The organism is Haloarchaeobius lipolyticus, from assembly GCF_051208015.1.
Taxonomy (GTDB): Archaea; Halobacteriota; Halobacteria; order Halobacteriales; family Natrialbaceae; genus Haloarchaeobius.
Genome location: NZ_JBPKGF010000002.1, coordinates 1,016,741 through 1,028,801 on the forward strand (window position 1 = coordinate 1,016,741; position 12,061 = coordinate 1,028,801).

Here is a 12,061-nt window from a genome sequence, read left to right on the forward strand (position 1 = left end):
CAGCCCGGGCGCGCAGGACCGATTTCTGGGGCAGAACTCCGGAGAGTCGGTGGCACCATCTGCAGGAAGCCCCAATCAGAAGACACTTACTGGGATTCCGAGTCTCGCAGTATATGCCAGGCGCCCGAATCACGAGTGGAGACCGGGTCACGCTCCGAACGCTCGAAGCCGATGACGTACCGTTCCTCCAGCGAGGCTTCGCGAACCCGGAGATACGGTACCCGATGGGGAATCCTCTCCGGAACCAGTCGGAGATAGACATCGAAGACGGCGACGGCGACTCGTTCCTGGTCTGCCTCGACGACGAGGACGACGGTGAACCGAGGCGAATCGGCGTGGTCACGGTCGGCGACGCAGACTGGCGCCGCCCCGAGCTCGGCTACTGGCTCGTCCCCGAAGTCCACGGACGGGGATACGGGAAAGAGGCGGTCTCGCTCGTCGTCGACTACGTCTTCCGGACCTACCCTCATCCCGCCATCGGCGCGGTGGCGTACGACTTCAACGAGGCCTCGCGGGGACTGCTCGAGTCGCTCGGGTTCTCCGAAGAGGGCTGCATCCGGCGAGACCGGTTCATCGACGGGGCGTACGTCGACACCTACCAGTACGGGCTCCTTCGCGAGGAGTGGGACGTCGACCGGTAGGGCGACGCGGTCGAAACGCCTCATTTTTGTCCGACTGCGTCCACGGCACGAGTATGACCGACCTCGACCCCGAGACGTTCGAGGAGGAGAAGTACGTCGAGTACTTCCCCCGCCTCCAGCAGGCGTACAAGAACGCGTTCAACACGATGAACGAGGCGTACGACTCTCAGCTCATCCACGGTATCGACCAGCAGGTGCTGAACGAGTCCGAACCGCACTACGAGGGCGACGGCGAGTTCTCCATCGAACTTCCGGACGACCCGTACGAGCGACTCACCGCGGTCGTCGTCGACGAGGAGAAGTTCGACGAGGTGCTGTCCGAGTACCTGGAGAAGATAGAGTGGGAACTCAAGCGCGTCTTCTCGATGACCTGAGAACGGCGTCTAGAGGTCTTTACCCGTCACGTCTTCTGCGACTTCCTCTGCACCCTCAGCGAGTGCGCCCTCGACGCCGCCCTCGCTGTAGCCTTCCAGCATCTCCTTGATGAGTTCGAGTACGTTCATGCCGAGTGGTTCTCGTCCGTAGACACTATAACTGTTCGGGATTAGTGAGCATTCACCACGCCGGAATGTTTCGGCGTCGGAACCGCCGCTAATGCATGGACAGTCCTGCACCGGCAGCTGCTCCGATGCTGATACCGATGGCGATTCCGAGTCCGACATTGTCCATCGCGACACCGAGTGCGACGCCGAGTGCGATTCCAACGCCGATCTTCTCCTCGTCGAGTTCGTCATCCATGCCGTTATACGTCTCGCGTCACCGCGAAAACCGTGTCTGTTGTTCGGTGCATCAGTCCGTACACCGGGTCGGTGCGACCGGGGCACTGACCGCGAGCCCTCTAAAAACGGTGCGCAAGGTTTAGGGACGCCGGTCCCCAATCCGCGTGTATGAGTACGGAGACCGCAGAGGGCGACGACCTGGAAGAGCGCGTCACGAACTTCCTGCGTCGCAACTTCCCGCAGATTCAGATGCACGGCGGCAGCGCGGCGATTCAGAACCTCGACCGCGAGACGGGCGAGGTCACCATCCTGCTCGGCGGTGCCTGTTCCGGCTGTGGCATCTCGCCGATGACCATCCAGGCCATCAAGTCCCGCATGGTCAAGGAGATTCCCGAGATCAACCAGGTCCACGCCGAAACCGGCATGGGTGGCAGCGGTGACAGTGGTGGCATGTCTCCCTCGTTCCCCGGCGAGACCGTCGACGACGACGGCGCCGAGGACGACGAAGGACCGCAGGCCCCCTTCTGAGCCGCCGGCTCCTGACGGTTCGCAGTCGGTAGAACCCCTCGATTTTCACCGCGTTATCGCGTGACGCACCAAAGCACGTAGAACGACAATACTTAGTCTCTCGTCCCCCCCACACGCAGTATGAACCGCACCGACGGTGCCGGGCGGAACGTCCTCTTCGTCGTGATGGACACGGTCCGCAAGGACCATCTGTCCGTCTACGGGTACGACCGCCCAACAACCCCTGGCCTGGAGGCGTTCGCCGAGGAGGCGGCCGTCTTCGAACAGGCCGTCTCGCCGGCGCCATGGACACTTCCGGTGCACGCATCGTTGTTCACCGGGCTCTACCCGAGCCAGCACGGTGCCAGCCAGGAGAACCCGTATCTCGAAGGAGCGACGACGCTAGCCGAGACGCTGTCGTCGACCCACCAGAGCGCCTGTTACTCGTCTAACGCCTGGATCACGCCGTACACCCACCTGACCGACGGCTTCGACGACCAGGACAACTTCTTCGAGGTCATGCCGGGCGACTTCCTCTCCGGGCCGATGGCCAAGGCCTGGAAGGCGATGAACGACAACGAGAAGCTTCGCCGCATCGCGGACTGGCTCGTCTCGGTCGGGAACATGGCCCACGAGTACCTCGCTTCGGGCGAAGGTGCCGACTCGAAGACGCCACAGGTCATCGACCAGACCCAGAACTTCATCGACTCGGCCGACGGCAACTGGTTCCAGTTCATCAACCTGATGGACGCCCACCTGCCGTACCACCCGCCGGAGGAGTATCGCGAGGAGTTCGCACCCGGCGCGGACCCCCAGGAGGTCTGTCAGAACTCGAAGGAGTACAACTGCGGCGCGCGCGACATCGACGACGACGAGTGGGCCGACATTAAGGGCCTCTACGACGCCGAGATCCGACACATCGACGCCGAACTCCAGCGGCTGTTCGACTGGATGAAGGCGGAAGGCCACTGGGAGGACACCCTCGTCGTCGTCTGTGCCGACCACGGCGAACTGTTCGGCGAGCACGACCTGTACGGCCACGAGTTCTGCATCTACGACCCGCTCATCAACGTCCCGTGCCTGGTCAAGCATCCGGACCTCGAGCCGGGCCGGTACGAGGAACAGTTCGAACTGCACGACATCTACCACACCATCCTCGACCACGCAGGCGCGGAGGCGACCGACCCGCAGGCCGTCGACTTCGATCCTGCCCGGTCGCTGCTGTCCGACAGTCACCGCGAGGGCGTGACCCCGCCGCGGACCGACGGCGACGACGACGTCGACTTCGGCGAGTACGCGTTCGTCGAGTACTACCGGCCTGTCGTCGAGCTCAAACAGCTCGAGCAGAAGGCCAGCGCGGCCAACATCGAACTCGACACGGACTCCCGGTTCTACTCTCGCATGCGCGCCGCCCGTCGCCTCGACGGGAAGTACATCCGGAACGAGCGCATCACCGACGAGTTCTACCGCATCGACGAGGACCCCGGCGAGACCGTCGACCGCATCGGCGAGGACGACCCCGTCGAGGCCGAGGTCGAAGCCGCCCTCTCGGCGTTCGAAGAGCGCGTCGGCGGCGAGTGGAAGGAGGTCGACGACGGCGACGTCCTCCAGGACATGAGCGACGACGCCAAGGACCGACTGCAGGACCTCGGCTACATCGAATAGCGTGACGGGGAGGGTCTAGTCGCGTGACGGGGAACTCTCGCGGGTCACTGAGCGAGCTGTTCGGACGCCAGACCCTCGTCAAGATGGCCGTGGGCTTCGTCATCGCCCTCGTCCTCGTCTACCTGCTGGGGACCGTCGTCGGCTGGCGCGCCACCATCGACGAACTCCAGCGAGCCGACGGTACCTGGATAGCCATCGGCTGTCTGTCGACGCTGGTCTGTCTGATGATGTGGGGCCGCGCCTGGCAGATAGTGCTCAGGGTCGGCGGTATCGACGTTCCGTACCGGAAGCTCGTGGTGACGTACTTCGCCGCGACGTTCGCGAACTACGTCACACCGCTGGGCCAGGCAGGCGGCGAGCCGTTCATCGCCTACGTGCTCTCGCGGGACACCGAGGCGGACTACGAGCAGAGCCTCGCGAGCGTCGTCACCGCGGACCTCCTCAACCTCCTGCCGTTCTTCAACTTCGCGGCCATCGGCGTCGCATACGTCTTCGTCCAGTCGTCGCTGGGCGACTCTGAGACGGTCGGCAACCTCGTCCTCGGGCTCGGCGCGCTCGCCGTGGGTGTCCCCGCCATCGTCTGGGCCGGGTGGCGACACCGGGCGCAGGTCGAAGACGGCGTCGTCGCCGTAGTTCACCCGCTCGCACGGCTCACCGACCGGGTCAGTGCGGACGGTATCCGCAAACGTATCGAACGGTTCTACGCGTCCATCGAACGCATCGCGGCCGAACCCCGGTCGCTCGCACACGCACTGGCGTACTCCTACCTCGGCTGGTTCTTCTTCGCGTTCCCGATGTACGCCGCCATCCGGGCGACGGGGTCGGACGTGAAGCTCCTGCTCGTGTTCTTCATCGTGCCCGCCTCGACCATCGCCGGCATGGTCCCGACCCCGGGCGGACTCGGGGCGGTCGAAGGAGCGCTCACCCTCCTGCTCGCAGAGGTCGCGAAACTTCCGACGACGAGCGCCCTCGCCGTCACGACGCTGTACCGTGTCGAGAGCTACCTGTTCGCGCTGCTCGTCGGCGGCATCGCGGCGCTGTGGGTTACGGCACGAGCCTGACTGGCAGTTCCGGAGACCGCACTTCAGTCGGGCCGGAGACCCTGACCTTCCTCCCACGCTCGGAGCAATCGCGTCGTGGTTTCGCAGACCGGGACGGCAACGTCGGCGTCCCGTATCTCACCCGCCCGTTCGACGACGTATCCCGTGATGGCGTCGACCTCGGTTCGCTTTCCCGCGAGGACGTCCTGTCGCATCGAGGACGTGTTCTCGGCGGTGGCGCGGGCGACGGATTCGACCGCCTCGACGGCCGCGCGATTCGTGAGCGCGACGTCGTGGCCGCGGGCGACGCGGGCGGTCTCCCTGGCGGCGTCTGTGGCGAGACGGTGCGCCGCGCCACCCAGCAGGTCGCCGTTATCCACGTCCGCGAGTGCGGTGATGGTGTTGATGCCGGCGTTCACGGCGAGTTTCTCCCACAGCCGTCGCGGCATGTCGGTCGCGAGCTCGGCGACGAAGCTGCCCGTGAACACGGCCTCGAGTTCGTCATCCAGTGGCCCCTGTCCGCCGGTGTGGACGCCGAAGACGAGCTCGCCGACGCCGGTGCACTCGACGACGCCCGGCTCCCTGAGCATCGCCCCGTAGGTGACGGTCCCGGCGTAGACCGGACAGTCGAGGTGTCGGGCGAGCGTCGCCTCGTTCCCCATCCCGTTCTGGAGGGAGCAGACCACGTCGAATTCGCCGGTCTCGAGGTCCCTGGCGGCTGCGGCCGTGTCGAACGCCTTGACGGTGACGAGCGCGAGGTCGCCTGCCAGGTCGGTCCCGTCGATCGTGGCCGCGGGCTGGGTGACGAACTCGTCGTCCGGCGTGAGGACCCTGAGACCGTCGTCTCGCACGGCCCGGGTGTGTTCATCGCGAGCGACCAGGGTCACGTCGTGGCCGTCGTGGGCCAGCATTCCGCCGACCAGACTCCCGAGGCTTCCGGCGCCGTAGACGACGATACGCATACCGGCCCCTGCGCGGGGCGGCGACAAAAACAGCTAGTCTTCGGTCCAGTAGTAGATCTCTTCCTTGCCGACCCCACAGCCCGGGCAGCTGTCCGGGATGTCGTCGTCGAGTCGGCCCATCTCGCCGCACTGCCAGCAGCGCCACATGAGCTCGCCTTCGCCGAATTCGTGGCCCGCTCGGATGTGCTCGATGCTCATGCCGTCGACGCCGTCCTCCGCCGTGACGTAGAAGCCGTGCTCGTCGAACCCTCGGATGGTCCCGACCTTCGTCCCGTCCGAGGTGTAGATGTCGGTGCCGAAGCCGAGCCGGCTCTGCTCGCTCTCTTGCATGTGTTACCAGACGGCATAGAGCAGCATAAAACAGGGTGTCGATACGATTCGTCAGTCCACATTCGGGTTATTAGTCCGATTCATCTAGAAATTCCGTCCAGAACTGGTTCGCGCAGTCGATCACGACTCGTCTGTTCCGTCGCCCGCCGGCCACGCCATCCCCTCGTCCGTCTCCGGCCGGTTCGTCTCGCGGACCGCCGGGAGGTTCGGGTCCCGGAACGGGTCACGACCCAGTACCGCACCCTCGAGGTCGCGCTCCTCGAGTTGCGTCTTGAGCACGCGCGTCAGCCGGTTGATGTTCGTCGTCGTCAACCCGTTCCGCTCCAGCATCGCCTGGAACTTCGGGTTCTCCTTCAGCGAGGTGAACTGCTCGTACAGGTCCTCGAGGCGCTCCTCTGAGAGGCTCGCGATCCACTCGTGGTCGTCGAGGCCCAGCTGCTGCCGACGTTCCCGGTCGACGACGTACCGCAGGACGACCAGCGAGACCGTCTCGAGCGCGCGCTGGCTCCCGAACTTCGTGAAGTCGAGTTCGCTCACGATGCCCAGCGTGCAGTCGCGCTCCCAGCGCGTCACGTCCAGCGCGGAACAGAGCGCGTGGGCGATACGGAGTTTATCGAGCTGGTGCATCCGGACGCCGTGACCGGCCATCGCCCCGTGCTGTTCGTCGTGTAGCCGACGGATGTTCTCCGACAGATCCGACGACGGATCCCTCGCCCGACCGATGAGGGTCGCACTCGGCGTGATGACGTCCCAGCGCCGGGTCACCTCGTCCTTGACGGCGTCCACTCGCGACAGCGAGCCGTCGCCGGGACCCGCGCTCACCCAGCGGGCCAGCGGGTCCGACTCTCCGTCACCACCGACGGCCGCGGCCGCGGTGTCACCATCGAAACTCATGGGTAGAATATCTGCGCTTGTGACGGTTCAATGCATCGGAGAAATCGACAGGTGAGTCAGCCGTGGCTCGTCGGTGGTAGCTCCCGTAGAACGCTTCACTATGAGCCGTTGTCACCAGAAGCACTTAAAGGACGAGCGGCCAGCTACATGAAGTCCGCCGCCGGTCGGGAACCACTCCTCGAAAAAGCGGGACCAAAAAGCGCTCGCTCCGCTCGCGAACGGCTACATGAAGTCCGCAATACCCGACTGCTTGTTCTTGTCGTCCTGCGACCCCCTTTTTCCGCGTCGGGTTCCCTCCCGCTGGTCGGGAACCGCTCCTCCAAAAAGCGGGACCAAAAAACGCTCGCTCCACTCGCGAACGACTACATGAAGTCCGCAATACCCGACTGCTTGTTCTTGTCGTTCTCGAAGACCGAGTTCAACGACTGCTCCAGTACCTCCAGTCGCTGTTTCGTGTAGGGCCGGCAGTCGAACTCGTCGGCGACGGTGATGGCGGTCTGCATGTACTTGTTGACCGACCCCTGGTGCACCGTGAGGTTGACCCGGCCGCCGCACTCCCGGCACTCGCCACTGAGGGGCATCCGGCGGTACTTCTCGCCGCAGTCGAGACAGCGCGTCTCCTGTCGGGAGAAGGCACGCAGGTTGCCGATGAGGTCCGGCAGGAAGTGCCCCTCGATGATGCGCTCTGCGACGTCGGTCTCGTCGACGGAACGGAGTTTGCGAGACAGGAGCAGCTGGGCGTCCATCTTGTCCTGCATCGAGCCGAGGGTCTTGTACGCCGAGAGCGCCGGGCCGAGGTGGATGTTCGTCGTGTCGTGCGTGTGCGCGAAGTCGGTGTACTCGCGGTCGGTGCCGAGCGTCTCCTCGGCGATCTTCATGATGTCCTCGACGTCGTCGGGGTCGGCCATCTCGCGGGTCGCCTCGTAGAACTCGCGCGGGTACTCCCACATGATGTCCATGTTGTGGGCCTCGTCGTCGATTTCCGAGGGGTCGATGCGGCTGGACATGACGAGCGGGGCGTCCATCTTCCCGCCACGCTTGTCCGGCAGGAACTGCTTGCTGAAGTTCAGCAGGCCGTCGAGGAGGAGCATGACGCAGTCCTCGTCGCCGTCGCACTGGGCGACGTGCAAGCCGTTCGCAACGAGGCGGTGGGTGTCCGAGACCGTGAGTGAGTACGTGTATTCGACATCCGATTGCCGAACGTCGACACGTTCGACCGCCTCTATCTCAGGACGACCGCCGTCTGCTGCCGCAGGTGCGGGTGCAGAACCGCTCCGTGTTGCATCCATCGTCTCGACTGGCAACGGAGCACCAACGTCCAGTTCCTTCGCCTCGACTCGTGCTGGACCATCCTCCCAGACGACCATCGAGTGGTCCGGTGTGACGGTTATCGACCTACCGGATTCGGTCTCTATCTCGACGAGGTGGTCCGGCGACCGGTGTTTGGAGACGGCTTCCACCGGTTTCCTGACGAGTGACCCGTCGTCTGCGAGCGACGGAACCAGCACTTCTCCGTCCAGTTCCTGCACGAGCGTTCCGAAATCGTCCTCCTCCGCAGTCTCCGGGTCGAGCCGGTCCTCGACGAAGGCCCGAATCTCGTCGTAGTGCATCTGCCCTTCCTCGTCTTCGAACCAGATTTTCGTCTCCGGATGGAAGCAGTTCCGCCGCTTGGCCGCATGGAAGTACGGATGCGCGTACCCGACAGCCGCGCTCGTGAACCCGACGACTCGCCCGACCGTCGCCGCGGAGGTGTGCGGCGCCATGCCGAAGACGAGTTCGCCGATGAGCTCCTGTCGCTCCTCCATCTCGTAGAACGGTTCGAGACCGTAGTACGATTCGAGGAGGTCGTCGACGAAGTCGGCGGTCTTGAGCATGTGCTCGGCCGCGCCGTCGGAGAGGACGACGTCCTGGACCTTCAGCTCGACCAGCTGGTCATCGTGGCGGAGAGGTTCGCCGTGGATATCCTCCTCGTAGCCGAGACCGCGGAACTGGTCGGCCGTGGCGTCGAGTTCGACGGGGCGGACGGCGGTGACCGGAAGGTCGGTCATGTCGTAGCGGACCGTCCCGTCCTTGAACGCGGTCACGCCGTGTTTGGCGCGAAGGACGCCCTTCGCCATCGGTTCGGGCGTTTTGTTCGTCGACATCAATCCCTTGACGCCCTTGAGTATCTGGAAGGAGGCCTCGCGCTCGCCGACCTCGTCCATGGCGTCCCAGTACTCCGCCTTGACGTCTATCTCGTGGAAGGTGACGCTGGTGCCGTCGACCTCGCAGCGGTCGCAGTAGACCCGGCCCGCGTCGTCGGGTTCGAGTTCCGTCTCGCAGTCGGGACAGAAGTAGTACGGTTCGGTCCGGCTATCGCAGTTCGGACAGCGGGTCTTGTAGGAGTGTTCGCCACAGGCGGGACACTCGCGGTCGCCGGCCTGGACCTCGACGCGGCCGGGCGTCGAGCGCATGTCCGGGGCGAACTTCGCCGCCTCGGCGACCGAGCGCTGGGTTCCACCGGCCTCCCCGATGGGGAACAGTGTGTGGACGGCGGGCGAGAGGTCGCGTGACTCGGACTTCTCGGGGCGGCCCATCCGGGCCCCGATTCTGGTTGGAGCACGTTCCTGTATCTCGAACTGAGCGACCTCGTTGACGGCTTTGACGGCGTTGTCGCCGCCGTCCCACTCTCGGGCCTCGAGCGAGAGGTCGTCGGCGTCCCACTGCTTCTCGAGGTCGCGGCTGAGTCCGAGACTCAAGACGAACGGGAGCCAGTCGTCGATGCGGAGCTCGTCCTCGGTCTGGGTGTGCTGGAGGAGCAGGTGTTCGACCGTCTCACGGACGTCGCCGCGCCGAGGGACGTGGAGGGTCTCGCCCTCGATTCGGCCGTCGGCGACCGTCTCGGCGAGTTCCTCGAAGCGGTCGACCGAGACGTCGTGCCAGAGGTACGTGTACTTCGGGTGGAGCGGGGCGTCGTAGGCGTCGACCCAGTCGAGCGCTTCCTCGGCGGTCGGGTCTGCGAGGTCGACGTGCGGCGAGTCCGACAGTGCCTGAACGTTACAGCCGGCGGCCGCGAGGTCCTGTCGCCACCACTCGACGGTGTAGGAGGCGGGGACCAGCGGATGGTTGTTCTCGACGAACTCGCCGAAGTTGACGAGGTACTCGCCCGCGTCGAGTATCTTCTCGACGCCGTTCCTGACCTCGAGGGCCTCCTCGGGGTCGTCGATGCGGCGGACGTCTCCGTTCGCGAGACGGACGGTCGGGCCGTCGATGGAGTCGACAGGGACGACACCCGCGGCCTTTCCGGGCCGTTCGGTCTTTATCTGGGTGCCCGTCGCGAGGAAGTCGTCGACGAGGTGCATCGTCGCGGGGTGGACGCCCGCGGTCGCGAAGCCGTGGTTTCGGGAGCGGCCGTAGCGGAGCCGGAAGCCGCCCTCGCTGCACGGGTGGCCGAAGACGGGGCGACCGGCGATGAGGTCGCGCAGGTACTTCGTCGCGGGTTCGGCGCGGGGTGGGCCGGACGGGCCGGCAGGTTCTGGCGATTCGTCGTCCTCGTCGTCCTGCGCGGATTCTGCGTCGGCGTCGTCTCCGCCGTCGCTCTCGTCTGCTTCGCTCTCCCCGTCGTCGTCTTTGTCGTAATAGGTGCCATCGATGAGGTCCTGGAGCCACGGCCAGTCGACCTCGTCGAGGTTCTTCGTGTAGCGCTGGATCTTCGGGGCCTTGAGTGCAATACCCTCGGCCATGACGAGGCACATCCCACCACGGGCGGAGTTCGTGTCGATGCGTTCGAGGTCCCGGAACCCGGACACCTCCTCGTCGCCCGTCGCCTCGCCGTCCAGCATGATGGGCATGTGCTTGGCGATGAACTTCGTCTCCTTGTCCTTCGGCGAGTACTGGAGTCCGGTCTCCTTGTCGTAGAGGGCGATCTCCTCGGCGTATCGCTCTATCTCCTCGCTCCGGGCTTTGAACTCGTCGATGTCGAGCAGTGCGCGGGCGTAGTCGGCGACGAGGACGGACAGCGCCTGCGCGGTCCCACCGGCCGAGCGGATCGGGCCGGCGTAGTAGACGTTGACGAACTCGGTGCCGTCATCGTTCTGGAGCAGTTCGACGCGGTCGATTCCCTCGATGGGGGCGGCGACGACACCCTCGGTGAGCAGGGCGACAGCGGTTCGGACCGCGCCTTCGATCTTCCCTTCGCGGCTCTCGTAGTCACCCACGTCGCCCTCGACGAAGTCCGTGACGAGTTCGAGTGCGGCCTCCTCACGGCTCATCTCGCCCTCGAGTTCGCGGACGCGCTCGGCGACGCCATCGATGCCGAGGATGTTCTCGACGCGATCGGCCATGTCCCGGGCCGTCGGAATCTCGACCTCGGGCTCGGGGTCGCCGCCCAGTTCTTTGGCCGTCTCTGCGACCTCGAAGGCCTCGTCGAGTCGTGATTCGATGCGCTCGAAGTAGCGCTCGTCTTCCTGGCGCATCTAGAGCCAGAGGTCGAGGTCTGTCGTCTCGTCGTGCTCGCGCACGAGTGACTCCTCGAACTCGCGGACGTACAGTTCGCCGGCCCAGACCGTTCCAGCGTCGAGGTGGCCGGCGAGAGCCTGCCCGCTCGGTCGCGAGAGGACGGCGTGCGTGTGGGCGAACGGTTCGCCGTTCAGGTCGGAGACGTTGCCGACGCAGGCTGCGACTTCGAGCGGTTCGTCGAAGACCGCGGCGTCGTACTCCTTTCGGTCCTGGTCGTAGAACCAGACTTCGGCGTCCTGAACCGCCCCGAGGCCTGTGAACCACGCCGCCTCCATCCCCTCTTCGGCGGCGAGGGACTCGACCTGTTCGCGCCAGTCGCCGCCGGTCTCCAGGCGGACGACGAACTCGCGCGCAGTCGCGACTTCCCGGTAGTGCATATCCACGTCGAGGGTCGTCGTCGGCAAAAAAGTAGTGTCCTCGTGCTTCGCGGGCGAGCCGAATAGGAGAACGAGAGAGCCTCGGCTACGGGGTGGTGAAACGACAGAGAAGCGAGATGCCGATTATCGCCAGTCCGGTAGGTCTGGCGCGTCGTCGGCTCGCATCGAGAGCCACGCACCGTCCGCTGTAATGTCCGCGATGACGTACTCCTTCGCGGAACCGTCGTCATCGACAGACGCTACAACGTCGCGGTCCTCGGGGAACTCCGTCGGACCTGACTCTGATGCTGCCATATGAGTCACTGTCTCATGGTGCACCATAAACTCGTCGACTCGACAGTCAAGTTGGTTGGGCTACCGACACGAGAGATGGGTGAAAATGGATTCACGGCCGAGTAGTGATTTTCGGTCGTGACAATTCGATGCTGG

Annotated in this window: 12 protein-coding genes; 5 read left to right on the top strand and 7 right to left on the bottom strand. The window is 65.1% G+C overall.

Annotated features, from left to right (window positions below):
- Positions 1–113 precede the first annotated feature (113 nt).
- A complete protein-coding gene (locus tag ACSC1Y_RS08160; RefSeq protein WP_435334272.1) occupies positions 114–641 on the top strand; it encodes a GNAT family N-acetyltransferase in 528 nt (175 codons plus the stop codon).
- Between the two features lie 53 nt (positions 642–694).
- Positions 695–1,015 (top strand): DUF5783 family protein, encoded by a 321-nt coding sequence (locus ACSC1Y_RS08165; protein ID WP_435334273.1) that lies wholly within the window; start codon positions 695–697, stop codon positions 1,013–1,015.
- A 217-nt stretch (positions 1,016–1,232) separates the two neighbouring features.
- On the opposite strand, the gene ACSC1Y_RS08170 is transcribed toward ACSC1Y_RS08165, so the two are convergent.
- Positions 1,233–1,379, bottom strand: coding sequence for a glycine zipper domain-containing protein (locus tag ACSC1Y_RS08170; protein WP_435334274.1), 147 nt, complete (start codon positions 1,377–1,379; stop codon positions 1,233–1,235).
- Between the two features lie 149 nt (positions 1,380–1,528).
- Here ACSC1Y_RS08170 and ACSC1Y_RS08175 point away from each other — a divergent pair, with 149 nt between their 5' ends.
- From ACSC1Y_RS08175 to ACSC1Y_RS08185, 3 genes are all read left to right on the top strand, one after another.
- The gene (locus ACSC1Y_RS08175) at positions 1,529–1,888 is read left to right on the top strand and encodes a NifU family protein (RefSeq protein ID WP_435334275.1); all 360 of its coding nucleotides are present in this window, start codon (positions 1,529–1,531) and stop codon (positions 1,886–1,888) included.
- 120 nt (positions 1,889–2,008) lie between these two features.
- Positions 2,009–3,532 carry a sulfatase gene (locus ACSC1Y_RS08180; RefSeq protein WP_435334276.1) on the top strand — a complete coding sequence of 508 codons (1,524 nt, stop codon included), beginning with the start codon at positions 2,009–2,011 and terminating at the stop codon, positions 3,530–3,532.
- Between the two features lie 23 nt (positions 3,533–3,555).
- Positions 3,556–4,593, top strand: a complete 1,038-nt coding sequence (locus ACSC1Y_RS08185) for a lysylphosphatidylglycerol synthase transmembrane domain-containing protein (protein ID WP_435334277.1) — start codon at positions 3,556–3,558, stop codon at positions 4,591–4,593.
- 23 nt (positions 4,594–4,616) lie between these two features.
- Here ACSC1Y_RS08185 and ACSC1Y_RS08190 read toward each other — a convergent pair whose 3' ends face one another.
- From ACSC1Y_RS08190 to ACSC1Y_RS08215, 6 genes are all read right to left on the bottom strand, one after another.
- The gene (locus ACSC1Y_RS08190; protein WP_435334278.1) at positions 4,617–5,534 is read right to left on the bottom strand and encodes a ketopantoate reductase family protein; all 918 of its coding nucleotides are present in this window, start codon (positions 5,532–5,534) and stop codon (positions 4,617–4,619) included.
- Between the two features lie 33 nt (positions 5,535–5,567).
- Entirely contained in the window at positions 5,568–5,864 is a 297-nt protein-coding gene (locus ACSC1Y_RS08195) for a DUF7130 family rubredoxin-like protein (RefSeq protein ID WP_435334279.1), read from the bottom strand.
- 120 nt (positions 5,865–5,984) lie between these two features.
- Positions 5,985–6,758, bottom strand: coding sequence for a DNA-directed RNA polymerase subunit epsilon (locus ACSC1Y_RS08200; RefSeq protein ID WP_435334280.1), 774 nt, complete (start codon positions 6,756–6,758; stop codon positions 5,985–5,987).
- 362 nt (positions 6,759–7,120) lie between these two features.
- Complete coding sequence (locus tag ACSC1Y_RS08205) at positions 7,121–11,212, bottom strand: DNA-directed DNA polymerase II large subunit (RefSeq protein ID WP_435334281.1); 4,092 nt, start codon at positions 11,210–11,212, stop codon at positions 7,121–7,123.
- A complete protein-coding gene (locus ACSC1Y_RS08210; RefSeq protein ID WP_435334283.1) occupies positions 11,213–11,632 on the bottom strand; it encodes a PPC domain-containing DNA-binding protein in 420 nt (139 codons plus the stop codon).
- Positions 11,633–11,755: 123 nt separating this feature from the next.
- On the bottom strand, positions 11,756–11,926 hold the full coding sequence (locus ACSC1Y_RS08215) for a DUF7556 family protein (RefSeq protein WP_435334284.1): 171 nt from the start codon (positions 11,924–11,926) through the stop codon (positions 11,756–11,758).
- Positions 11,927–12,061 lie beyond the last annotated feature (135 nt).